General features: G+C 63.5%; 17 protein-coding genes. 2 read left to right on the plus strand and 15 right to left on the minus strand.

The window, feature by feature from the left end; translation table 11 throughout:
- Positions 1-47: 47 nt before the first annotated feature.
- Complete coding sequence (locus KIH79_RS02520; RefSeq protein WP_219057949.1) at positions 48-1,853, minus strand: proline--tRNA ligase; 1,806 nt, start codon at positions 1,851-1,853, stop codon at positions 48-50.
- Positions 1,854-2,118: 265 nt separating this feature from the next.
- Here KIH79_RS02520 and KIH79_RS02525 point away from each other — a divergent pair, with 265 nt between their 5' ends.
- Positions 2,119-3,306 (plus strand): MFS transporter, encoded by a 1,188-nt coding sequence (locus KIH79_RS02525; protein WP_219057950.1) that lies wholly within the window; start codon positions 2,119-2,121, stop codon positions 3,304-3,306.
- 87 nt (positions 3,307-3,393) lie between these two features.
- On the opposite strand, the gene KIH79_RS02530 is transcribed toward KIH79_RS02525, so the two are convergent.
- From KIH79_RS02530 to KIH79_RS02585, 12 genes are all read right to left on the minus strand, one after another.
- Positions 3,394-4,878, minus strand: coding sequence for an aldehyde dehydrogenase family protein (locus KIH79_RS02530; RefSeq protein ID WP_219057951.1), 1,485 nt, complete (start codon positions 4,876-4,878; stop codon positions 3,394-3,396).
- Positions 4,879-4,918: 40 nt separating this feature from the next.
- Positions 4,919-6,304 carry a GH1 family beta-glucosidase gene (locus KIH79_RS02535; RefSeq protein ID WP_219057952.1) on the minus strand — a complete coding sequence of 462 codons (1,386 nt, stop codon included), beginning with the start codon at positions 6,302-6,304 and terminating at the stop codon, positions 4,919-4,921.
- 64 nt (positions 6,305-6,368) lie between these two features.
- Complete coding sequence (locus tag KIH79_RS02540; RefSeq protein ID WP_219057953.1) at positions 6,369-7,370, minus strand: LacI family DNA-binding transcriptional regulator; 1,002 nt, start codon at positions 7,368-7,370, stop codon at positions 6,369-6,371.
- A 184-nt stretch (positions 7,371-7,554) separates the two neighbouring features.
- Complete coding sequence (locus tag KIH79_RS02545; protein ID WP_219057954.1) at positions 7,555-7,995, minus strand: transposase; 441 nt, start codon at positions 7,993-7,995, stop codon at positions 7,555-7,557.
- A 65-nt stretch (positions 7,996-8,060) separates the two neighbouring features.
- Positions 8,061-8,333: a hypothetical protein gene (locus KIH79_RS02550; RefSeq protein WP_219057955.1), complete on the minus strand. Its 273-nt coding sequence runs from the start codon at positions 8,331-8,333 to the stop codon at positions 8,061-8,063.
- A 43-nt stretch (positions 8,334-8,376) separates the two neighbouring features.
- Positions 8,377-10,293 carry a SpaA isopeptide-forming pilin-related protein gene (locus tag KIH79_RS02555; protein ID WP_219057956.1) on the minus strand — a complete coding sequence of 639 codons (1,917 nt, stop codon included), beginning with the start codon at positions 10,291-10,293 and terminating at the stop codon, positions 8,377-8,379.
- 161 nt (positions 10,294-10,454) lie between these two features.
- Complete coding sequence (locus KIH79_RS02560) at positions 10,455-15,554, minus strand: SpaA isopeptide-forming pilin-related protein (RefSeq protein WP_219057957.1); 5,100 nt, start codon at positions 15,552-15,554, stop codon at positions 10,455-10,457.
- A 722-nt stretch (positions 15,555-16,276) separates the two neighbouring features.
- Complete coding sequence (locus KIH79_RS02565; protein WP_219057958.1) at positions 16,277-17,692, minus strand: PIF1 family DEAD/DEAH box helicase; 1,416 nt, start codon at positions 17,690-17,692, stop codon at positions 16,277-16,279.
- Positions 17,693-17,700: 8 nt separating this feature from the next.
- Positions 17,701-18,348 carry an oligoribonuclease gene (orn, locus tag KIH79_RS02570; RefSeq protein ID WP_219057959.1) on the minus strand — a complete coding sequence of 216 codons (648 nt, stop codon included), beginning with the start codon at positions 18,346-18,348 and terminating at the stop codon, positions 17,701-17,703.
- 289 nt (positions 18,349-18,637) lie between these two features.
- Positions 18,638-20,188 carry an IMP dehydrogenase gene (guaB, locus tag KIH79_RS02575; protein WP_219057960.1) on the minus strand — a complete coding sequence of 517 codons (1,551 nt, stop codon included), beginning with the start codon at positions 20,186-20,188 and terminating at the stop codon, positions 18,638-18,640.
- Between the two features lie 181 nt (positions 20,189-20,369).
- Complete coding sequence (locus tag KIH79_RS02580; protein ID WP_219057961.1) at positions 20,370-21,542, minus strand: MraY family glycosyltransferase; 1,173 nt, start codon at positions 21,540-21,542, stop codon at positions 20,370-20,372.
- Positions 21,539-22,198 (minus strand): L-threonylcarbamoyladenylate synthase, encoded by a 660-nt coding sequence (locus tag KIH79_RS02585; protein WP_033495252.1) that lies wholly within the window; start codon positions 22,196-22,198, stop codon positions 21,539-21,541. The genes KIH79_RS02580 and KIH79_RS02585 overlap by 4 nt, the downstream gene beginning before the upstream one ends.
- A 262-nt stretch (positions 22,199-22,460) precedes the next feature.
- On the opposite strand from KIH79_RS02585, the gene KIH79_RS02590 reads away from it, so the two are divergent.
- Entirely contained in the window at positions 22,461-23,135 is a 675-nt protein-coding gene (locus KIH79_RS02590; protein ID WP_219057962.1) for a sugar O-acetyltransferase, read from the plus strand.
- Positions 23,136-23,218: 83 nt separating this feature from the next.
- Here KIH79_RS02590 and prmC read toward each other — a convergent pair whose 3' ends face one another.
- On the minus strand, positions 23,219-24,109 hold the full coding sequence (prmC, locus tag KIH79_RS02595) for a peptide chain release factor N(5)-glutamine methyltransferase (protein WP_219057963.1): 891 nt from the start codon (positions 24,107-24,109) through the stop codon (positions 23,219-23,221).
- A 6-nt stretch (positions 24,110-24,115) separates the two neighbouring features.
- Positions 24,116-25,204: a peptide chain release factor 1 gene (gene prfA / locus KIH79_RS02600; protein ID WP_219057964.1), complete on the minus strand. Its 1,089-nt coding sequence runs from the start codon at positions 25,202-25,204 to the stop codon at positions 24,116-24,118.
- Between the last annotated feature and the right edge of the window lie 90 nt (positions 25,205-25,294).

Consider the following 25,294-nt stretch of genomic DNA (forward strand, 5'->3'; position numbering starts at 1 on the left):
CGAGGGAGGGGCTTTCCTGCGATGGCATGCGATGGCGCAGACGACGGTCAGGCCAGACGGTCGACGATTGCGGCGACGGCGTCCTCGACCGGGACGGCGACGGAGTTGTCGCCGTTGCGGTCGCGCACCTCGATCGTGCCGTTGTTGACCGTGTCGCGGCCGGCGACGGCGATCAGCGGCACGCCGATGAGCTCGGCGTCCTTGAACTTGACGCCCGGAGAGACCTTCTTGCGATCGTCGTAGATGACCTCGACGCCGCGCGCCTCAAGGTCGGCGACCAGCTTTTCGGCGGCCTCGAACGCGGCCTCGTCCTTGCCGGTGGCCACGACGTGCACCTGCGCGGGGGCGATCACGGCCGGCCATGCGAGGCCCTTCTCGTCGTGATGCGTTTCGGCGATGCACGCGAGCACGCGGGAGACGCCGATGCCGTAGCAGCCCATCCACACCGGCACGGCCTTGCCGTTCTGGTCGAGTACCTTGAGGTCGAGCGCCTTGGAGTACTTGAGGCCGAGCTGGAACACCTGGCCGATTTCCACGCCGCGCTCGAAGCTCAACGGGCCGGAGCCGTCCGGGCTCATGTCGCCGTGGCGGACCTCGACGGCCTCCACCACGCCGTCGGCCTGGAAATCACGGCCGTAGACGAGGTTGTAGTAGTCGACCTCGTGCTCGTCGGCGCCGGTGAACCATGCGGAACCCTTGACGACGTGCGCGTCCACGAGGTAGCGCAGCGATTCCTTGACGCCGGCGGCCGGGCCTTGCGGACCGAGCACCATCGGGCCGATGTATCCCGGCACGAGTTCCGGATGCTTCTTGAGGTCCTCTTCGGTGGCTTCCTCCAGTTCGGCCGGAGCGAACTGCGCTTCGAGACGCTTCATGTCGACCGTGCGGTCGCCGGGCACGCCCACGACGATGAGCTCGCGCCACGGTTCGTCGTGATCCGCGTCCTCCGGATGCTTGACGGCGATGACCACGTTCTTGAGGATGTCCGAAGCCTCCCAGGAACGGCCATCGGCACGCGGATGATCGGCGTTGGCGCGTTCGATCATCTTGTCGATGGTCTTCGCGTCCGGCGTCGCCTCCTTGGTGGCGGCCGGGGTGTTCGTGGCGTCGATTTCGGGCAGTTCGGGTGTGTGCAGCGCCTCGACGTTCCACGCCTTGCCGGACGGGGCGAGCGCGAACGTGTCCTCGCCGATCGGCATCGGGGCGAGGAACTCCTCGGACGCGGAGCCGCCCATCGGGCCGGACATCGCGAACACCGGCACGTACTTGAGGCCGATGCGCTGGAACACGCGTTCGTACGCGCCGCGCTCGTCCATGTACGCCTTGCGCATGCCCTCCTCGTCCACGTTGAACGAGTAGGCGTCCTTCATCACGAACTCGCGGCCGCGGATCAGGCCCGCGCGCGGGCGGAATTCGTCGCGATACTTGGTTTGGATCTGGTACAGCACCACCGGCAGATCCTTGTACGACGAGTACATGTCCTTGACGAGCAGCGTGAACATCTCCTCGTGCGTCGGCGCGAGCAGGTAGTCAGCCTGGTGACGGTCCTTGAGACGGAAGATGTTGTCGCCGTACTCCTCCCAACGGTGGGTGGCCTCATACGGTTCGCGCGGCAGCAGCGCCGGGAAGTGCACCTCCTGCGCGCCGATGCCGTCCATCTCCTCGCGGATGATCTCCTCGATCTTGTTCAGGACGCGCAGGCCAAGCGGCAGCCAGGTCCAGATGCCGGGCGCAGCCTTGCGGATGTATCCGGCACGCTGCAGCAGTTTCGCGGAATCGACGTCCGCGTCGGCGGGGTCCTCGCGCAGGGTGCGCAGGAACAGGGTAGACATACGAAGTGCTTTGGAACTCATGCGTTCCAAGGTACTCAATCAAGGGGACGTTGCCCATGGCGGACGAAGCGTGTCGCTAGACCGAACATATCACCAATAAGGAAACGGTTACAACAGTAAAAGCGCAATATACCGGAGTATTTCGTACATCGTTTGACTTATTATACCGACTGTATTGGAAACGATTCCAAAATGCAGTATCACGTGACCAATACCAAAGACATCACAACAGCATCCCAAAAACCACAACAAATACAACATCAGATCAGACAGATCAGAAGGAACCATGAAGAAAAGTCTGCTTGCGCTGGCCGCCGGCTCGTTCATCCTCGGCGCCGCGGAATTCGTGATGATGGGTATCCTGCCGCAGGCCGCGGCCGCGACGAACGTCGACATCCCCACCGCCGGCCACTATATCTCCTCGTACGCGCTCGGCGTGTGCTTCGGCACGTTCATGCTGGTCTTCGGCCGCAAAACGCCGCCGAAGAAGCTCATCATCCTGTTCATGATCATCGCGTTCGTCGGCAACGCGCTGTCCGCATGCGCGCTCAACGCGCCCATGCTGCTCGTCACGCGGTTCATCGCCGGCCTGCCGCACGGCGCGTTCTTCGGCACGGCCACGGTCGTCGCGAAGGAACTTGCCGACCCCGGCAAGGAAGCGCAGTCCGTGTCGATGATGGTCGCCGGCCAGACCGTTGCGAACATGCTCGGTGTGCCGGCCGGAACGCTTATGGCCGAATTCCTCTCGTGGCGCCTCACGTTCGCGTTCCTTGCCGCGTGGGCCGTGATGACGGTCGTGCTCGTGGCCGCATGGGTGCCGCAGGTCGCGCCGATCAAGGACGCCGGCATCCGCGGCCAGTTCCGTTTCCTCACCAAGATCGGCCCGTGGCTGATCATCGCGGCGATCTTCACCGGCAACGCCGGCGTGTTCTGCTGGTGGAGCTACGTCTCGCCGTGGCTGCAGAAGACCGGCGGCTGGCAGTCCGAGCTCGTGCCGCTGTTCATGATGCTCGCCGGATTCGGCATGGTCGTCGGCGGTCTGATCGGCGGCTGGGTCACCGATCATTGGCGTCACGCCGGCACCGCCTCGCTCGGCCAGACGATCTCGTGCATCGGACTGCTGATGGTGCTCCTCTTGCCCGGCAACCACGCGACGACCACGATGCTCACGTTCTGGATCGCGTTCGGTTTGTTCTTCGTCAACGCGCCGCAGCTGCTGCTCATGGCCGAGGCCGGTCAGGGCGGCGGCGAGCTGATCGCCGGCGCGGCCGCACAGGTCGCGTTCAATTTCGGCAATGCGGTCGGCTCGGCGGTCGGCGGCATGACGCTCAACGCGTTCGCCATGGACTACCGGTTCACCGGTCTAGCCGGACTGCCGCTGAGCATCCTCGGCGTCGCGCTGCTCGCGCTCTATTCATGGAAGTACGAGACGGACACCGACGCGCTGGAGCGCATGCGCGCGGTTCAGGTGTGACGATGGCCTGACGACGGCATGATGCGGATAATGCGACGGGGGTCGTGACGTGTGATCATCACGTCACGACCCCCGTCGCATTCCGCGTCACTCCATCCCGGCAAACCAGCCGGACTTCGCCGGCGTCATCTTGAGATTGATCTGCTTGAGCACGGTGTATTCGAGCAGACCGTCCAGCCCGCCGTCCACGCTCATGCCGCTCTGCCGGTGCGGGCTGACCGCCATGCCGGCAGTGTCCTCCAAGTACGCGTTCGCCCACATGATGCCGGTGTTCACGCCGGAGCACACCCGCAGCGCCCTGCCCAGATCCGAGGTGAACACGCCTCCGGCCAACCCGTACCGGGTGCCGTTGGCGAGACGAATCGCCTCTTCTTCGTCCGCGAAAGTCTGCACGGTGAGCACCGGCCCGAAGATCTCCTCCTGCACCACGCGCATGTCCTGCGTGCAATCGACCAGCACCGTCGGCTCCACGAAATAGCCCTCGCCGAACGCGCCTTCGGCGATCCGGTGCCCGCCGATCAGGATGCGGGCGCCTTCCTCCACGCCAAGGCGAATATAGTCGAGCACCCGTTCCATGTGCCGCTTCGAGACCATCGGCCCGAATTCCGTGTCCGGGTCGAGCGGCATGCCGATGCGGATCTTCGGGACACGCTCCTTGAGCATGTCCAGCACCCGTTCGGCCACGCCCTGCTGCACCAGCAGCCGCGATCCCGCGATGCACACCTGGCCCTGGCTCAGGAAAATGCCGAACATGAGCCGATCCACCGCCACGTCCAGATCCGCGTCGTCGAACATGATGAACGGCGATTTGCCGCCCAGCTCCATGCTGTAGCGTTTCACGCTGGTCGCGGAACGTCCGATGATGTCCCGGCCGGTTTCGGTGCCGCCCGTGAACGTGATCTTCGCAACGTCCGGATGCGCGGCGAGCGCCGATCCGACCTCGCCGCCGGAACCCAGCACCAGATTGACACTGCCCGCGGGGAATCCCGCTTCGGCCAGCGCTTCGAACATCATCGCCGTAGCCACGGGAGCCAGTGACGACGGCTTGACCACCACCGGGTTGCCGGCGGCCAATGCGGGCGCCATGCCGGCCGCCGTGGTGCCCATCGAATAGTTCCACGGCGCGATCACGGCGCACACGCCCAGCGGCTCGCGGACGGTCACGGTCATCATGTCGCCGTTTTCGGCAGACGCCTTGCCTTGCAGCTCGTGCACGAGCGAGGCGTAGTAGCGGAATGCGCCGCTGGCCGCATACACGTCGTCGTATCGCGTTTCCCGGTATACGCGGCCCATGCTGTTGGTTTCCGCGACCGCAAGCTTCTCGGCCCGCGCCTCGATCAGGTCGGCGGCCTTGACCATGAGTGCCGCACGGTCGTCGGCGGTGAGCGTGCGCCACGCGGACCCCGGGGCGAACGCGCGTTTGGCCGCCGCGACGGCGTTGTCGACATCGGCTGCGGTGCCGCGTGTCGCCTGTGCGATCACGCGGCCGTTGGCGGGGTTGACGATGTCGGTGACGTTGCCGGAGTCGGATTCGACCCACTGGCCGTCGATGTACATCGCGATACAGTCCATTGCTGCTCCTCTCCGGCTCCCATGATGGCAGTATGCGCCGTCAGATGGCGTTGTCCCGCACGATCCGCGCAAACCGCTTGCCGGAATCCTTCCAGATGCGCTCCTGCGTGGCGTAGTCCACGCCGATGATGCCGAATCGCTTGGAGTAGCCGAGCGCCCACTCGAAGTTGTCGAGCAGCGACCATGCGTAGTATCCGGTCACGCGCGCGCCGCCGGCGATCGCGTCTGCCACGGCCCGCACATGTTCTTCGAGATAGTGCACGCGCTTGGGATCGTGGATGATCTTGCCGTTCGGTTCGGCCGGATCCGCGCTCACGGTGTCGTCCCATGCGGAGCCGTTCTCGGTGATGAGGATGTCGAGTTCCGGATACCGCTTGCTCAGCGCGCACAGCATGTCGTGCAGCACGCGCGGATCCTGGTTCCAGCCCATCGCGGTCAGCTCGCCGGTCGGCGGCAGGGTTTCGACGATGTCCTGCGCGGGCATGCATGCGCCTTCGGCGACGGCTCCCGGCTTCGCGTGACGGACGCGGGAGGACGAATAGTAGTTGACGCCGAGCGAGTTGAGCGGCTGGCAGATGATCGTCTCGTCGCCGTCGCGCACGAACGACCAGTCGGTCACGTCGGACGTGACGTCGAAGATCTCCGGATCGTAATGTCCGTCGAGCATGGGTCCGAGGAAGACCTCGTTGGCGATCAGATCGGCGCGATGCTTGGCCGCAAGATCGGCCGGCGAGTCGGTATCCGCGACGTTCGTCGCCAGGTTCAGCGTGACCGACACGTTCGCGGCGTCGCCGAGCTCGGCGCGCACCGCCCGCGCGCCGAGTCCGTGTGCCAGGTTGAGATGATGCACCGCACGCAGCGCCTTGCCGAAATCCTTGATGCCCGGCGCGTGCACGCCGCTGCCGTAGCCGAGGTACGCGGTACACCACGGTTCGTTGAGCGTCGTCCATGTGTCGACCCGATCGCCGAACGCACGTGCCAGCGCGCCCGCGTAATCGGCGAATCGCAGCGCGGTGTCGCGGTCCGCCCAGCCGCCGCGATCCTCGAGATACTGCGGCAGATCCCAGTGGTACAGCGTGACGACCGGCTTGATGCCGGCCTCGCGCAGCGCGTCCAGCAGACGCAGATAATAGTCGATTCCGGTCTGATTGACCGGGCCGCCGAACTGCGGCACGATGCGCGACCATGCGACCGAGAAACGGTATGCGCCGATGCCGAGCTGCTTCATCAGTGCGATGTCGTCGCGGTAGCGGTGATACTGGTCGCAGGCGAATTCGCCGGACGAACCGTCCGAGATCGTGCCGGGCTTGGCGCAGAACGTGTCCCAGATGCTGGGAGTGCGGCCGTCCTCGTGGATCGCGCCTTCGACCTGGTACGACGCGGTGGCGGTGCCCCAGGTGAATCCTTGGGGAAATGCAATGGTCATGATGGTGTTCCTTGCGATGGTGGGTTGGAAATGACGTTCAACAATGTCGATCAGGCGCTGTCGATCAGGCGCTCTCGCGGCGGACCATCGGCGCGGGGAAGATCACGGCCCGGCGCTTCCACTCCCCTGTCTCCAAACGCTCGACCATCATCTGCGTAGCCGTTTCGGCCATAGTTGCCAACGGTTGGGCGAATGTCGTCAGTCGTGGCGAGACGACGCGAGCCACATGAAAATCGTCGAATCCGATCAGGGCGACGTCCTCGGGAACCCGTTTGCCGGCGTTGAGCAACGCGCGCAGCGCACCCGCCGCGATCTCGTCGGACTCGGCGAACACACCATCCACATTGGGATGTTTTTCGAGGATTCGGTTCATTTCGTCCTCGCCTCGCTTGGCCCCATACTCGCCGCAAACAAGTGCAACCGGTTCCAGGTCGAGCGCCTTCAATCCGTCCTGCACGCCCTCGGTACGCAGCACCGACGCCTGCATGTCGGTCGGACCGGCGATCACCGCGATATTGCGGCGACCACGCTTGTACAGCAGTTTGGCGGCGTCATACCCGCCCTGATAATTGTCGACGTCCACATACGGGTAATGCATGGCCGGATGCGGGGTGCCGATCGACACGATCGGCTTGCCGCTCTGCTCCAACGCGTCCGCAAACGGTTTCGAATAGTGGAAGCTGATCACGACGATGCCGGACGCGCCCGAACCGCGCAGCACCTTGAGGAAGCCCTGCGCGTCGTGCGGCTTGGTGAGCGCAAGGAACGGCAGCAGGCCGACCGCGGTGAACGAGGTGGCCAGCTGCGCGACCATGCCCGACACGAACGCGTCCCGGAACACGAAATCCGGTTCCTCGGGCACCATGATCGCCACGACGTTCGATTTGCCGGACGTCAGCTGCTTTGCCGCCTGATTGGGCACGAAATGCAGGGCTTCCGCGGCCTGCCGCACTTTTTGCCGCGTCTTCTCCGATGCCGACCCGCCGCTCAGGGCCCGGGACGCCGTGGACACCGCCACGCCGGCAAGTTTGGCCACATCACGTATGGTGACGGTTTCATCGTCCATGTCGATCCTCCGGAGACAGTAAGGTTTCAAGGCGCGCCCATTGTCAGCGCCTCTGCCGTATTTGGCCTCCAGTGTACAAAATCCGTATTGGAAACGCTTCCCTTGCGTTTCGTATGGTGATAAGGACGGCAACCGCAATATGTCCGGCGCGACGCGCGTGCCGGAGCGTACGGGTCAGGATGCGTCAGGATACGGTCTGCAGGGATTCCGGAGACGGCACCAAGCTCTTCAAACGTTCCAGCTCATGCTCGAGGAACATGATCTTCAACGCCTGTTCGCGAATCAGCACGTCGCGGTAATCGAACCCCGCATCGGCGGAGGAGGCGGCGAACAATCCATCCTGCGCATCATACTGATCGATCGCGGCCTGCTTCATCAGCTTCGAATTATGACGCCACCGATTGAAGCAGCGCTCGATGCGCTTGTATCCGATCAGCGACGGCGGCAGACCGGCATTGCGGAAAATCGCCGACGGAGAGCCGCCCGCCCTGTATTTGCGCATGCAATCGACCTTGAACGACTGCGCATACTCGATGCGCACCGGCGTGGCGTTCTCCACCACCGGCAACGTATTGAGATACTGCACCTGCTGTTCGGTAAACAACCTACGACCAGTCATCATCACACCTCACATTCCCGACACCGATTCGATGACGCTCGGCTATCGTCTCGGTCGGCATGATCCGTTGATCACGCTTTGGACTGTCCGCAGGCATATTCATCCTGATGTTCAACCAGCCAATCATCCCAAGCGGACTCGGAAAGAATGCCATCGTTTGATTGCTGTATATCGTCGGCGATCTTGTTCACCATTCCCAGCAGTTTCTGGCGCTCACAATTGGTGATATTGCCAGCTTTATATGTATCTTCGATCTTTTTCGCGATTTTCTCGATCAAAGCAAACCATTCCACCTGTTGATCATTCCAATCCATGAAACCAGGGGCACGTTCCTTTCCGCTCACGCGATTCGGAACACACCCCATAATTATCGATATGCTGTCCGGCTCAGCAGGCAAGCGCACTCTTGACGGAACGGGACCTCGCGTACACGAAGCCGGCACCACCAGCCAGCAGCAGGCCGATCACCGTGAACAGCACCGTGCCGGCGGCACCGGTGAGCGGGAGCTGGGCGATGCTGGTCGCGTTGAGCACGTCCATCGACGTGGTGATCTTAGTCGTCTCAGTGGGGATGACGGTGTTTGTCAAGGTGCCGTTGTTGACGAAATTGCCGGACACCCAGCCACCGCCGGTCACATCGGAGATCGTGTAATTCACCTGAGTGACGGAGACCTTGCGCTGGTAGGAGGTACCGTCGATCTTGGTGGCCGATTCCTCCTGGTAGGTCGGAGTAATGGTGAGGTAGTACTTCAGGCCGGCGTTGATATGGTCGGCTGGAGCGGCGGTCTCCTCGACCAAGTACTTGCCGGCGGCAAGGCCGGTGAACTCAATCTCACCATTGTTGCCGGTCTCCTTGGTATCGGTGAAGGCGTAATCACCGGTAAGAGTGGTGTTGTTGTCATCAATCCGAGTGAGCTTGAACTGAGCGCCCGACAGCACCGTACCGGTCTCCTTGTCCTTCTTCACGATCTTGTAGTTGAAGTTGAAGACCTTCTCGTGGTCCTCACGCTCGGTGTAGTTCGGGGCATCAGCGGTGGAATCGACGGACGGGTTGTTGGAGTACTGCACCTTGATGTCGTTGTCTGCGCCCTTCCGGTAGGCGGCGTCAAGCACGGTGGCATTGTAGGTGATGGTCACGGTAGCGCCGGACCAGTTAGTGTTGTTGTCACCGAGCGCGTACACATCAACTTCCGAGCTGTTCGTGTCGTCTTTCGTCTTGACGGTGCTGGCGTGTGCGTCGATGAACTTCTTGAGGTTTAGGGTGAAGGAAGTCGCAGAGGCGTCAGTGAAGTCGTACCAATCAGAGTGAGCGTTGTCTTCGGATGTCGGATCGATGGTGACGGCCTGCTCGGCGTCGGTCAGGGTGATAGTGACCTTCAGCCCGATGGACTTGGCGGTCACAGTATCGGTATTGTTGATCTTCTCAGTCGGGAAGGCGAGCTTGTTCTGCTCGAGGTTATCCACGAACTTGTAGGTGTAGGTGTCCTTCTTGTAGCCCACGTAGTTCGGAACCTTGCTGTCCACTGTGTACTTGGCGGTCTTGTTGTTCGGGATGCTGACCTCGTTCACGGTCTTGATCAGCGGGATCTCGTTGTTCTTGACCACGACGGTACCGTCCGAGCTGTTCGTAAACAGCGACTGGGTCATCGCAGTGTCCTTAAACACGCCGGTGCCCACAAGAATCGGGATGGAACGGGTCCACGTCTTGGCCGCCGTATCCGTGGCGTTCATCGGATAATCAGTGCTATCAGTGATGAGATACAAGCCCTTGGAGAGTCCAGAAACTTCGAGCGTGCTGTCATTACCAGAACCGCCCAGCTGCGCGCCCCAAGTGCCGGCGCCTGTGTCCTGCTGATACGCCTGGGAAGCAGCCACGTTCTGCACGAACTTGCGCAGCTGGCCCGACCACGGAGCGGCGGACGAATCGTTGATGTGCTGCGCGACCCACGCCATCGCGTCGCCATCATCATTTGTCGTGTACCTGTCATCGTTATTGGTGGCGTCGCTCGTAGCGCTGGTCAAGGCGGTTTCGATCGCGGACTTCAACCCGGCATTGGTTGTGGTCGTCACGGCAATGCCGGCAGGCTGAATTGTCGCCGCACCATAATCAGCAAGTTTGACGGCCTTGAACGAGCGCCCGGTCAATGCTGCTACGGAGCCCTTCAGTGTGATGGTGGTGCCAAACGTGACCTTGTCTTCCTGAGCAGTTGGCGCGTTTTCGGCATTGGCGACGGTGCTGAGGGCTAGGCCGCTGAGCAGGGTGGCCGCGGCGGCGACGCCTGCCAGTACTTGTTTCATCTTCATGATGATGGTTCTCTTTCTTCCTGATTGGTGAGTAACTGTTCTGCAATCGCGGAGGCCGGAGCCGTTACCGACCCGCGCGATCCGCAAATCCTTGATCGAGTCCGGGCGGGGAGTCGCGGGCATACCGCACTCCCCCGGTCGGACCGTGAGCGTGACGTTCGTTATCGCGACGTCCGCGAGTGTTTTCCGGTTCCCCGGGAGCGCAGATCATGCACGATATCGCGCATGTTCCGCGCGATGCGGGTTCCGTGCAAGCCACGTGATCCGCCCGCACTGATCATGCCGGCCATCGCACGTTTCCGGTTCATCGCGGCATACACCGCCATGCAGCACGCCAACAGCACACCGCCTATTCCCAGCCACAATCGCGCCGCGGCATTCCCTCCGGTCAACGGCAACGCCGTCACCGTGGCGAACGAGTTCACGAACGTGGACTTGTCGCCGGTACCGGCGCCCGCACCGTAGGTGAGCGTCACCGTCGGCTCGTGGCCTTCTTCCTGCGCGACCTTGATCGTCACCCGGCCCTTGTCGGTCCCGCTGATGCCGGTCGTGTCGTACTTCCAGCCTTCGGGCACGTCCGTGGTCTCCTCGGCGACCTTGAACGTGTACGTTCCGGTGTCGTTGAAGACCAGTTCGGGGAAATTGACGCTCTGCGTCTTGCCGTTCTCGATCTTGCCGTTGGTGGAGGCGGTCAGGCCGTCGGCCGAGAGTTCCTCGACCACACCGGTCGTCTTGTTGCCGTCCTTGTAGCGGTAGACCTTCTTGGCAGCGTCACCGTCGGCGGTGGTGCGGGTCAGGTCGAACGTGAAGTTCTTGTCGCCCTTCCAGTCCATGCCCGTGACCTTCTTGATCACGCCGGGCTGCGCCTCCACGCCGAACGTGTTGACGAAGTGGGCGTGACGGTTGGTGTCCTTCTTGGTCTCGCCGGTCGCGTTGCCGGAAATCGCATCGTCGGACTTCGGCGTGACTTGCGTACCGTCCTTGTCCTCGGCCACGACCTCCTTCTGATAGAAGGGCGTGGGGATGCTGCTCTCCGTCATCGTGTAGTCGATCGTCTCAGGCAGCTCGTCGAACACGGCGATCTGACCGTCCTTGAGGTTCAGCGTGCCGGAGTACGCGTTCGTCTCGGCCGCGGCCTTCCGCGCCGTGAACAGCCGCACTATGGACTCCCATAGGCCGGTCGTCGTGGCGACCGGTTTCAGGGACAGGGTCTTCGTCTGCGGTTCGCACGTCTGGCTGTTGTACTGCGTCGGATCGGTGCCGTCGAACGTGCACAGCTTGTAGTCGTACTCATCCGTCACATCGGACATGCCCTTGCCGGCTTTCAGCGTGATCGTGAACCCGAATTGGGCGTTCGGAGCCGGATTCGGCAGGGTGCCGTCCTGACCGGCCTTTTTCGTGTTGTCCTTCAGATCAACGACCACATTGGAGATCTTGAGCGGCGAGAACCCGCGATCGGTCACCTGGATGGTGGTCAGGCCGGAGAACAGGCCGGACAGTTCGGTGTTATCCAGCTTCTGCTTGTCCGCGCCGGAGACGCCGTGCTGCGCATCCTCGTAGTTTTGCGTGACAGAGAGCATCGGGAAGCCCTCGTCCACGGAGAAGTCGTCGTCCGCGGTGAACGCGTCGGGATAATTTGCGTCCGACTTGTCGTAGGCCAGCTCGTACTCGCAGCTGTCGTCCGATGTGCAGTTGTCGGCGTTCACGACGTATGTGCCGTTCGTATCGTACTTGCCGTTCTTGATGTACTGGCCGTTCGCGTCCTTGGTTCGCGTGGGCGAATACTCGAACACGGCGTCGGACGACAATCCGTGGTACGACAGGTGCGCCACCGTATCGGAGCCCTGCGTCTGCACGGCCATCGCGTGTGGCTCGTCGCCAGTACCAGTCAGGAAGCTTTCCCAACGGCCGCTCATCGCCTCGTCGGGATCCTGGTAGGCGTAGTCTCCGTAACTCTGCATCATCTTCTCCAGGCTGCCGTACTGCTGAGCCCAGTAGTACGGGAAGTGCGAGTAATGCGCCTTAGGTGTCTCCTTGTAGGACTTGCCGTTCAACGTCATGGTGCCGAACTTCAGCTCGGGCGGAGCCGCGGCATACGTGCCCTCGGTACCCTTGGAGTAGTCCTTAAACCGTGTGCAAAGGCCATCATCATTCTTTTTGGCGCAGTTACCGTCCTCGGAGGATGGGGTGTAGTCGGGGTTCGTGCCGTACAGATAGTTCGGCTGGTCGCCCTCGGTGTTGTTCGCGTTCGCGTTATTCGCCGCGGTCGCGAGGCTGTTCTCCTTGTTGAGCTCGTCTCCCATATCCGTGGAGTCGGCGCTCTTCAGGCCGACGGTGAGATTCGTCAGCGTCTTGTCGATGATGCCGTCCACGGTCGGGTACAGCGACTTGACAACGCTGCCCAGACCGACCTGAACCTTGATGTTGTCGTTCGCGATGCCGGCATCGGCGAACACGCCGTTGTCGTTGACGACGACCTTGGTCCAATGGCTGTTGAGACCATAGCCCGTCGGAGCCTTCGTCTCCCTGACGTAATACGTGCCGTTGGTCAGTCCGGAGAACACCACGGCCGACTTCTTGTCGAAATAGTCGCCGCTCGTCTTCGCATAGTCGCGCGTCGTCATCGTGGCGTACGCGGAACCGCCGTCCTTCACGCCGGTCGGCTTGCCGTCGTCGTTCTTGGCGACGTCCTCGTCCTTGTAAAGCGCGAACTCCGCGTGGTTGCCGGGGATGTCCTTGCCGTCCTTGTCCGTGAGCTTGAACGGCGTACCGTTCTCGTCGAGCTTCTGCACGGCGAGCGTGTTGACGATGTCGGACACGTAGATCGTGGACGACAGTTCACGGGACAGACCGGTGGCGGCGATAGGCGTGTAGTTGATGACCCCGCCGTCCAGCGCATCGGTCGTGTAGTAGTAGTTGATGGAGTACTTGCCACCACCCAGGAACGCATAATCCTCGACGTCACCGGGAAGTTCATCGAATTTCAGGTGCCAGTTGCCCGTGGCGTCGCGGGACGCGATCTGCCGTTTGATGACGGATGGCGTCTGCATGAGCTGGGTGGGATTATCCCAGATCTTCCAGCCGTTCAATGTGTCGCCGGTGACCGGGTACCATCCGGCGTCGCTTCCGTCGGCGTTCGTCTTGTGCTTCATGACGATGGCGAACATCGCGCCCTTGGTCAGATCGCATTGCTCGGCGGCGCCGCAGGTGACCTTGTTGCCGCCGCCGGTCACCGACACGTCCAGACCGGTGACGACCTGCGAGCCGGACTGGTACGGGTTCTCGTTCTCGCTCTTCAGATACGTGTAGTCGCCGCCGTTCACCGTCTTCGTCACGACCTTGATGTGCGGGTTCTGCCAGCCCGCACGACGGTAGCCGTCGGGCACCTTCGACTCCTTGACCAGAATGTTCGTCACGCCGCCGGTCTTCAACGCGGCCAGGCTTCGCGGATCGCCGGTCAGCGGGTCGGTCAGGCCAAACACGCCGTTTGCATCCGTATCACCCATAGCGAACGGGACCTGGCCGGAGTCGATCTTGTAATCCGAGTACGCGGAGTACATCTTGAAGCCGGCGCCCTTGACCGGGTTGCCGTACTGGTCGATCTTCTTGACCGAGTTGTCCGGGATGTCGATCAGGTTGAACATCAGCGAGCAGTTCGAGTCGGTGTTGCCGCGTTCCAGATAGAAGAACTTCAGGGTGTGGCTCGTGTTGTTCGGCAGCGTGTTGCCTTCGAAGTTCGATGTGTCCACGCCGGCGTCCTCGAACTTCTGCTTCAGGGTCGAGGTCTCGAAGGTCGTGTCCGTGCCGGGCTTGTTGTAGGGATCCTGGCCATCCATCTGGTGGTTCGTGACCGTGATGTCGCCGGTCGCGAAGTTGATGGTGAAGCCGTCGCGGTTGTGGATGCCGCCCAGATCGGCGACGAGCACGCCGTCGACGTACACCCACACATCGTCGTCGCCGGAGAACTCGTACTTGACCTGATTGTTGTTGTCCGTGGGCGTATCGTTCTCGTTCGAGTTCGTGTGGCCGTGGTACTTCTGCGTGAACCGGGTCTCCATCGTCATGCCGAAGTAGTGGTTGATGTTGACCTTGTCCGAGAACACGCCGGAACGGCCGGGCTGCCCGGTGGCGTACGGCTCGATGCTCCGGTCGTACGTGATGCCTTTGCCAGTGGTGTCCTTGGTGAATACGTCGGACGCCTTGTTGAACGGGAAGAAGTTGGTCATGCGCTTCCCGTCCGCGTTGATCGTGTTGGACGAGGAGACCGCACCCTGGTTGTATACGTGGAACGCGTTTTCCTTGTGGTCGTACTCCGCGTAGTTCTCCGCGGAATCGAACTTGTAGTAGCCGTTCTCCACTTTGAACAGGTTCTTCACGTCCGTGTACGACGCCTTGGAACCGCTCTTCTCGCCGGGATTGAACAGGTAGGACAGGCTTTCATCGGCCCCCGCATACTGCTGGCCGTTATCGGTGGTACCGGCGGTTGCGGCGGTGTTCAGCTTCGGGTATCCGCTGTCGTCCAGCGTGTTCTGGACCATGCCCTGGCTGTTCGCACCGTTCAGACGGTACGGGTAGCCGGAATAGCTCGTCCACTGGTTGTACTTCTTTTCGTTCTTGTCCTCGAAACCGCTGCGCCGGAACTTCAGCGCATGGCCGACGTTGATGCCATCGTCGTCAACGGTGGCCGAGTCGGCATAGTCCTTTGAATCCTGCTTGTCCAACCAGTAGTCGAACAGGTTCACCTTGGTGTTTGCCGGTTGCGTCGTCGAGATGCGGTTCTTCTCGAGCAGCTTCTCGAGCGCCGCCTCGTCGTTCTCGGTTTTCGCAAGGTTCACGATGATCGGGACACGGTGATCCGTGTAGCCGTCGGGCAACACCGCGTCGTCGGGGAGCTTCGCGTAGATCGTGTAGCTGCCCTGGTACTGGCTATTGCCGTAACCGCTGAGATCCAGATCCCAGTAGCTGAGGTAGTAGTCGTGGTCCGCACCGTTCACGGTGGTCTGTACCCTGAGGTTCTTGTCGTCGTAGCTGTTGCCGTTGATCCAATTGCCGATGATGTAGCTCGGCAGCGGGTTGTCGACGCTGATCTTCTTGCCGTTGTAGGTGTAGTCATCAGGCACGTGGAACTGCCAGCCGCCATCGGCTCTCGCGAACATGGCGGTGCTGTTCAGCCACGCATCGTTGCCCTTGCCGTCCTTGCCCTTGACGCAGAAATTGACGGCATCGTTGAACTTGGTGCATTCGTCGGGCAGGTCGGCCACGGGAGCGGGCTGTGCTTCGGCGGATTGGGATTGCGCATCATCGGACTGCGTCTTATCGGACGGGGACTGTACCGCCTGGGACTCCGACTTCGCATCGGCACCGGCGTCGGTCTTCGTGCCGGTATTGGCCTGCTTCGACCCAGTCTGGGTGGAATCGTTTCCAGAGTTAATACGAGAAGAAGGGGTGTCAACACCCTTGGAATCCCCCTTGTCAGAGGAATCATCGGCGGTCGCCGAAGCGTCTTCCCGCGTGGAAGAACCATTTTCGGAGGTTATATCCCGTTGCTGCGACGTAGCGTCCGAAGTGGCCGGATCGGCTTGCGCAACCGTCGGCAGTACCGCGATAACCATTGCAATAACAACGATTAGTGACACCGCAAGCGCAATCCACCTCTTTGTACGCCTGACCATAGTCGACACTCTCTTCCCAATGCGCGCCGCTAGAACAGCACGCTCGCCCACATTCCGTTTCCTCAGTTCAATCGGCCGGAAGTGCCCGTCACATCAGTTGACGAGTCTTGCAACCGTTTCCATTCGGAAAACGTACCCCCCCCCCGAGACTTTGCACCCGATTCCATCCGTGCATCATGTCACGGCGTGTCGTAACCCATCAGGCTCTTCGCATCATTGGGGCAGCACCATTGCGCCCCGTCCCGGCACATTGCGCGGTTATTCGATTCCATGCGTGCGCTGCGCCGTTGCAGCGGCACGACCGGGCATGATCAGAACAGTTCGCCTTGGCTGAATTCGTCGTCGAGCATGCCGTCGGCGGCATGCTCCCGCGGGTCGAACGCCTCCGGGCCTTCCGCCTCCAGCCGCATCGCCGCGTCGGCCGAAGCGGCGCGCAGGTCGCCGTCGAGCATCACCGCATCGGGCGAAACGTAGAACATGCGCTCGCTCACGCCGGCCAAGTACAGCCCGTCCATCGACTCCACGCGCGACAGCGCGACGTAGCCCATGCCGGGCGCAAACGTTCGCTTCAAATCCATGACCGCACGGTCCAGCGTCATGCCCTGCGACTTGTGGATCGTGATCGCCCACGCGCAGCGCAACGGCACCTGGTTGATCGACGCGAGCACCGTCTCGCCGTCCGTCATCTCCCACGCGGCGGGCTTCATCGTGACGACGTTGCCGTTCTCGAATTCGACGATCGGCCAGCCGCCCTTCGCTTCGGGCGCGAACCCGCGCACCGTGCCGAGCGAGCCGTTCACGTACTGCCGGTCGGCGTCGTTGCGCAGCGCCATCACGGCCGCGCCGGTCTTGAGCACGAGCGTTTCCGGCGCGAGCATGTTCTTCTTGAGCCGGTCGACCATGGTCGCCGGGCCGGCCTCTTCGGCGTGGAACGTGTGCTCCTCCGCGCCGATCTGCGCGAGCCGCAGGTCGTTGAGCCCGTCGGCCTGCCGGTTGACGGGGAACAGGTGCACGGCCACCTCGCCGGGCTGCGGCTGCAGGCCCAGCCGCGCGGCGAGCACGTCGTGGTCCTTCTGGTCGACGCGGCCCTCGCGGATGTCGGTGAGTACGGTGAGCAGCGAACCGGTGTCCTGACGGTGCTGCTCGGTCAGATAGCAGATCGTCGGCGCAAGCTCGTCCCACACCAGCGATTCGGTGACGAATCCGTCCGGGTTGCGTCCGGCCTTCGCGTAGCGTTCACGTGCGGCGACGAACTCCGGCGGCGGGGCGATCACGTCGTGGTTGCGTCCGCCGACGCTCACCGGAGGCAGCTGGAAGAAATCACCGGACAGCACGATCTGCAGGCCGCCGAACGGGCGCGGGTCGCGGCGCACGTCGCGGCAGACCTGATCGACCATGTCGAACAGCCACGCGTGCATCATCGACACCTCGTCGATGACGAGGATGTCGGTGTCCTGTATCTTGCGCCGGCGACGCGTGCGGATGAGCTTGAGCAGGCTGGTCGTGAGCGCCGTGGACACGCCGACGCCGCTCCACGAATGGATCGTCTGCCCGTTGACGTGCGTCGCGGCGATGCCCGTGGACGCGGTGACGGCGACGTGCGCGCCGGCCTTGCGCGCGGCGGTGACGAACTCGTTGAGCACGTAGGTCTTGCCCGCGCCGGGAGCGCCCGTCAGGAACACGTTCGCGCCGGCGGCGAGGACGGCGAGGGCTTCGGCTTGGCGCACGACGATGCCTACTTGTTGATGCTCGTCGCGACGATGTCGGCGGCGATGCGCTTGGCGGTCGCCTCGTCCGGGCCGGGGGCCGGGGCCATGACGGCCTCACGGTAGTAGCGCAGCTCGTCGAGCGATTCGATGATGTCGGCGAGCGCGCGGTGGCCGCCGTTCTTCGGCGGGCGGTTCTCGTACACGGCCGGATACCAGCGGCGTGCGAGCTCCTTGAAGGTGCTCACGTCGATGCTGCGGTAGTGCAGGTGGCTCATGAGGTTCGGCATGTAGTGGTCGAGGAACTTCTTGTCCGAACCGATGGTGTTGCCGGCGAGCAGCGGGCGCACGCCGTCCGGGGTGAAGCGCAGCACGTATTCGGTGACCTTCTTTTCGGCTTCGGCCAGCGACAGGCCGTGCTCCCACTCGTTGATGAGGCCGGAGCGGGTGTGCATGTTGCGCACGAAGTCGTTCATGTGGGCCACGGCCTTGTCGGACGGCTTGATGACGTAGTCCACGCCCTCGTCGAGCACGTTAAGGTCGAAGTCGGTCGGCACCACGGACACTTCGACGAGTTCGTCGCCGCCGAAAATGTCGAGCCCGGTCATCTCGCAGTCGATCCAGATCAGTCGCGAATCCTCCGCCGTGTACGTTTCCGCATCATGCGCATCCACCATCGTGGAACCCCTTTCCTTGGGCTTGCATCTCATGTCTAGCATTGTGTCAGGTTTACGCTGCCGCATCCCTCTTCTCTCGGCTCCCCTTGTCAGGGGAGCTGTCACGAAGTGACTGAGGGGTAGTCAAACCCGTCACATTGAGTCCGACAAAGTACGAGTCCTTGTGTCGAACAGTACAGGCTACCGCGCCGGCGATACAAAAACGGCTCCCCTGCCGCGAACAGGCGGGGAAGCCGTTGTCAGTCAACCGATTCGATCAGCGAATCCGGTCAATCGGATCAGTTGTTGATCAGTTGTTGTGGAAGCCGCTGTAGTTCGGGGCTTCGGCGGTCATCACGATGTCGTGCGGGTGCGATTCGCGCAGGCCGGCGTCGGTGATGCGGATGAAGCGGCCCTTCTCGCTCATCTCCTTGATGTTGTGCGCGCCGATGTAGAACATCGACTGGTGCAGGCCGCCGATCATCTGGTAGAGCACGGCGTTGAGCGGTCCGCGGTACGGCACTTCGCCCTCGACGCCTTCCGGCACGACCTTGTCGTTGGAGGTGACGTCGGCCTGGAAGTAGCGGTCCTTGGAGTAGGACTTCTTGCCGCGCGGGGCCATCGCGCCCAGCGAGCCCATGCCGCGGTACAGCTTGTACTGCTTGCCATGCAGGAGCACCTTCTCGCCCGGGGCCTCCTCGCAGCCGGCGAGCGCGCCGCCGAGCATGACCGAGGACGCGCCGGCCACGAGGGCCTTGGCGATGTCGCCGGAGTAGTGGATGCCACCGTCGGCGATGCACGGGACGCCGGCGGCCTTGCAGGCCTGGGCGGCTTCGTACACGGCGGTGAGCTGCGGGACGCCGACGCCGGCGACCACGCGGGTGGTGCAGATGGAGCCGGGGCCCACGCCGACCTTGACGGCGTCGACGCCCGCGTCGATCATGGCTTGGGCGCCGGAGCGGGTGGCGATGTTGCCGCCGATGACCTGCACGTCGCGGAAGGCCGGATCGTTCTTGATGCGGCGGATCATGTCGAGCGCGAGGCGGGCCTCGCCGTTCGCGGTGTCGACGACGAGCACGTCCACGCCGGCCTCCATGAGGGCGGAGGCGCGCTGCCACGCGTCGCCGAGGAAGCCGACGCCGGCGGCCACGCGCAGACGGCCCTGGCCGTCCTTGGTGGCGTCCGGGTACTGCTCGGTCTTGACGAAGTCCTTGACGGTGATCAGGCCGGTCAGGTGGCCTTCGGCGTCGACGAGCGGCAGCTTCTCGACCTTGTGCTGGGCGAGCAGACGGTGGGCGTCGTCCTTGGAGATGTTGGACGGGCCGGTGATGAGGTTCTCCTTGGTCATCACGTCGCGGACCTTGAGGTGGTCGTAGTCCTCGGAGGCGATGAAGCGCATGTCGCGGTTGGTGATGATGCCGACGAGCTTGTTGTCCTTGTCCACGACCGGCAGGCCGGAGATGTGGAACTTGCCGCACAGCTTGTCGAGGTCGGCCAGCGTGACGTCCGGGCTGACGGTCAGCGGGTCGGTGATCATGCCGGACTCGGAGCGCTTGACGACGTCGACCTGGGCGGCCTGGTCGTCGATGGACAGGTTGCGGTGGAGCACGCCGATGCCGCCGTTGCGGGCCATGGCGATGGCCATTTCGGATTCGGTGACGGTGTCCATGGCGGCGGAGATCGCCGGGACCTTCATGGTGATCTCACGGGTCAGGTGAGTGGTGGTGTCCACTTCGGACGGGATCACGTCCGTCTCGTTCGGCAGCAGCAGGACGTCGTCGTAGGCGAGGCCGAGCTGGGCGAAAATGGGCGGGAGAGGGGCGTAATTGGTTGCTGAATTCATGTCAGGAATTAAAGCCATAGACCCACTATATGAACGTGCGTTGACACAGGACACACCCCCGTGCTATGCGGTGAGATTTGGCACGCGCTTTGTCGAACGTAATGCGATGGGTCCTGACTACCCCTCAGTCACTTCGTGACAGCTCCCCTGACAAGGGGAGCCGAGGAAAGGGATATGGCCGTGCAAACCCAACAAAGCGCTAGTCCCGCGGCTTGCCCTGCGGCCCGCCCGTCACGCTGCCGCTGGCGTGCTGCGCGCGTTCGAGCGCGTTCTCCTCGCGGATCTCGGGGATGCGGTGCTTGAGGTACGGGTACATCGTCGCGAACGAGAGCAGCACCACGGCCACGCCCATGCCGATCGCCACGTAGCGCGCGCGGAAGAACAGGATCATGAGCGAGCCGAACGCGATGAGCGCGGCCCAGCCCCACAGAATCAGCACCGCGCCCTGCACGGTGTGCCCGATCCGGAGCATGCGGTGGTGCAGGTGCATGCGGTCCGGGTGCATCGGCGACTGTCCCTTGGCAAGACGCCGCACGATCGCCATGCACATGTCGAGCACGGGCAGGAACAGCACGAGGATCGGCAGCAGGATCGGCATGAACACCGGCAGGTAGATGCTCGCGTGGATCGAGGCCGGGTCGAGACGGCCGGTCATGATGATCGACGCGCACGTGATGAGATAGCCGAGCAGCATGGAGCCGGAGTCGCCCATGAACAGTTTCGCCGGATGCCAGTTGTGCAGGATGAAGCCGACGCAGATGCCGACCATCGCCACGTCGATCAGCGTCGCCATCGACGCATACGACGGCGAGTTGCGCGCGAGTATGTACGAGTACGCGGCGAACGCGATGCCGCCGATCGCGACGATGCCGGACGCGAGTCCGTCCAGTCCGTCGACGAAATTGACCGCGTTGATCGACGCGACGATCAGGAACGCGGTGATCGTGATCGAAATGCTCGGCGACGCCGTGACGAGCGAGCCGAGCGGCAGCGAGATGATTTGCAGGCCGCCCCACGCGACGAACACGGCGGTCAGCAGCTGGCCGGCCATCTTGAGCATCCAGTCGAGATCCCACAGGTCGTCGGCCATGCCGATCAGGCAGATCGACACGGCGCCGAGCATCACGACCCACGCCTGATGGTTGGATAGGAACAGATTGCTTAAAAACGGCATGCGGCTGGCGAACAGCATCGCGCCAAGGAAGCCGCACAGCATGCCGAGACCGCCCATGCGCGGCGTGGGGATGGTGTGCACGTCGCGCGCGCGGACCTTGCCGACCGCGCCGATCTGGATGGCCACATGCCGGATGAGCGGGGTGATGAGCCAGGTGATGCCGCCGGCGACGGCGGCCACGAACAGATAGACCCTCATGCGCCCAGTCCCCCGCCGTTCATGTGCAGCGCGCGGCGGATCACCGACTGCGGGATCACGCCTTCGCGCAGGATGTCGATGCCGTCGCGCGACAGCGGGTTCGCGGCGACGACGGTGCTGGCGACGTGGCCCTGCGTGGGACCGCCGTCAAGGTAGAGGTCCACGAGGTCTCCGAGCGCCGCTTCGGCCTCTTCGACGGTCTGCGCGCTTTCCTCGCCGGAGCGGTTCGCGCTCGACGCGGCGAGCGGGCCAAGCGCATTGAGCACGCGCAGCGTGACCGCGGAATTCGGGATGCGGATCCCCTGCGTTTTGGCGCCCTGCGGGGTCGGGTTGAGGGTTTTCAGGTCGCAATCCCCGCGCGCCACGGCGATCGGCGAAAACGCGCCGGGCATGAACTGGGCGGCAAGCCGGTTGAGCGGCGCGGGCAGGTCGAGGCCGAGCTGGTCGAGCTGGTCGGTGTCGGCGAGCAGCACCTGCAGGGCCTTGAAGCGCGGGCGGCGCTTGGCTTCGTACACCTTGGCGATGGCCGCCTCGTTGCGCGGGTCGCATGCCACGCCGTACACCGTGTCGGTCGGGATCACGACCAGCCCGCCGGCGGCTATGATCCGCCGCGCCTTCTCCAGCGACTCATCGGTTACCGTGCATACCGCGCTCATGCTTCCTCCTGACGTTTCAACCCCATCATTGCACCATTGCGCCCCGACCGGCAACGACTGGGCCCTAGGTCTCGGCGAATGCGAGCTGTCTGGGCCGGCACGGACCCGTGAAGCCGACTGAGTTCGCACCCATTGTTCACACGGCCGCGGCACCGGCGTCTCCCGCTCGAGCCGGCGTCTCTGCGACGGCCTACCATGTACGGTCGTACATCTAATACTGCTGCGATATCAGCCCATCGCCAACCCAGCAAAGGAGCCACGCATGACCGACAACACCGGCAACGCCATCGTCCCGCCCATCGAACCGCGCACGCCTCGCCGTTCCGAACGCGAGGAAATGCTCGACGGCAAACTGTACGACGCCGGCGACCCCGAACTGACGCGCCTGCGCGACAAGTCGGCCGACCTGTGCTCGCGGTTCAACGCGCTCCCCCGCAACGCCGCGGCCGAACGCGCCGCCGTGCTCGACGAGCTGCTGCCCGGCCACGGCGCGAACCTGAGCATGCTGGGACCGGTGTTCTTCGACTACGGCTGCCACACGAGCATCGGCGAGAACGTGTTCGCGAACTTCAACTTCACCGTGCTCGACGCCGGCCGCGTGACCATCGGCGACAACGTGCTGTTCGGCCCGAACGTGTCGCTGCTGCCGCCCATGCACCCGATCCGCTGGCAGGACCGCAACATCCGCCTGCTGCCCGACGGCGGCGCGGTCGAATACGAGTATGCGCTGCCAATCACCATCGGCTCGAACTGCTGGTTCGGCGGCAACGTGACCGTGATCGGCGGCGTGACGATCGGCGACGGCTGCGTGATCGGCGCCGGCTCGGTCGTCGTCAAGGACATTCCGGCCAATTCGGTGGCCGTGGGCAATCCCGCGCGCGTCGTGCGCACGATCACCGACGCGGACGCTTCCGTATATCAGGAGTATGCGCGATAAGCCGCTACACATAACGAAGATAGCTTATTGAGAATGGCTTAATTCCGCCATTCTCAATAAGCCATCCCGCTTACGCGCAGCGGTTACCCAAGTACTCCAAACAAAAAGCGCGGCCGTCCCGTCCAATCGTTTTCGGTGCGCGCCTCGGTGAAACCGTTGGCGTGCGCGAAGGCGGCGAGCCGGTCGCCCTGCGAAATGTCGTGTTCCATGACGAGCGCGCCGCCGGGACGCAACAGTTTCGCCGCGCGCATGATGATCCGCTCGGGGATGAGCACGCCGTCCGCGGACCCGCCGTACAGGGCGAGGTCGGGATCATGGTCGCGTACTTCCGGCTGTTCGGGAATGTCCGCGAGCGGCACGTACGGCGGGTTCGTGATGACGAGGTCGATGGTGCCGTCAAGCTGCGGCAGGGTGAGCGGGCTGGTCGCGTCGCCCTGTTCGAGCGTGTAGTTGTAGCCGGCCAGCGGGTCGCGCCTGGCGACGGCGTCGCGGTTGCGTTCGGTCCACCGGTACGCGTCCGGGGAAAGTTCCACGGCCCACACCTGCGCGCCGCGCACTTCGGTGACGACGGACAGGCCGATCGCGCCGGAGCCGGCGCACAGATCGACCACGCGCGGCGTCGCGATGCGGTTGCGCGTCAGCCAGTCAAGCCCGGCCTGCACCACGGTTTCGGTCTCCGGCCGCGGAATGAACACGCCCGGCCCGACAGCCAAGTCAAGATAGCGGAACGGCGCATGCCCGACGATGTACTGCAACGGCTCGCGCCTCGCACGCCGCTCGGTCATCTCACGAAAGCGGGCGGCGGCCTTCTCGTCGAGCGGCCACTCGTCGCCCATGAGCATCGCCTTGTCCACATCGCGCAGCTCGCGCCCGGCCGCCTCGGCCAGCAGCAGCTTCGCATCATGCTCGGGCGTATCCACCCCGGCCGCGCGCAGCGTCCCCGCCACGTCCCGAATCACATCAGCAACAGTCACGGCCCGCTACTTCTGGTTGGCGAGGCGCTCGGCTTCGTCGGCCTGGATGTCCGAGTCGATCACGGCCTGCAGGTCGCCGTTGAGCACCGCGTCGAGGTTGTACGCCTTGTAGTTCGTGCGGTGGTCGACGATGCGGTTCTCCGGGAAGTTGTACGTGCGGATGCGTTCGGAACGGTCGAGCGAGCGCACCTGCGAGTGGCGCATGTCGGCGGCTTCGGCGGCCTCCTGCTCGTGCTTCATGGCGAGCAGGCGCGACTTGAGCACGCGCAGCGCGGCCGCACGGTTCTGGATCTGCGACTTCTCGTCCTGCATGTTCACGGTGATGCCAGTGGGGATGTGGGTCATGCGCACCGCGGAGTACGTGGTGTTGACCGACTGGCCGCCGGGGCCGGAGCTCATGAAGATGTCGATCTTGAGGTCCTTCGGATCGATTTCGATCTCGTCGTCGTCCTCGTCGGCTTCCGGGAAGACGATCACGCCGGCCGCGGAGGTCTGGATGCGGCCCTGCGATTCGGTGACGGGGATGCGCTGGACGCGGTGCACGCCGCCCTCGTACTTGAGCGAGGCCCACACGCCGTCTTCCGGCGCGGGCGTGCCCTTGGCTCGGATGGCGATCTGCACGTCCTTGACGCCGCCGAGCTCGGTGGTGTTCTCGGACTGCACGGTGACGGTCCAGCCACGCTTTTCCGCGTATCGCGTGTACATGCGCAGCAGGTCGCCGGCGAACAGCGCCGCCTCTTCGCCGCCGGTGCCGGCCTTGATTTCCATGATCGTGTCGCGCGCGTCATCCGGGTCGCGCGGGATGAGCGCGGTGCGGAGCTTCTCCTCGGCGGCCGGCAGCTCGGCTTCGAGCCGCTTGGCCTCTTCGGCGAAGTCCTCGTCCTCGCCGGCCATGTCGCGGGCGGCTTCAAGATCGTCGCGGATCTGCAGGTAGGTCTTGTATGCGGACACGATGCCGCCGAGTTCGGCGTGGCGACGGCCCAGTTTGCGGATTTTTTCGGGGTCGGATGCGACCGACGGGTCCGCCATCTTCGCCTCGAGGTCCTGATACTCCTCAAGCGCGGTCTGCGCGGCGGGGAATTGTTCGTCTGCCATGACTGTCCTTACTTGACTTGCCTTACGGGTGCTGCGTGTACGCGCGCCGCCGACGACGTGCGGTTCGAACTGATCGGGGCTGAATATACA

The sequence above is a fragment of the Bifidobacterium miconis genome (genome assembly GCF_019331735.1).
Lineage (GTDB): Bacteria > Actinomycetota > Actinomycetes > Actinomycetales > Bifidobacteriaceae > Bifidobacterium > Bifidobacterium miconis.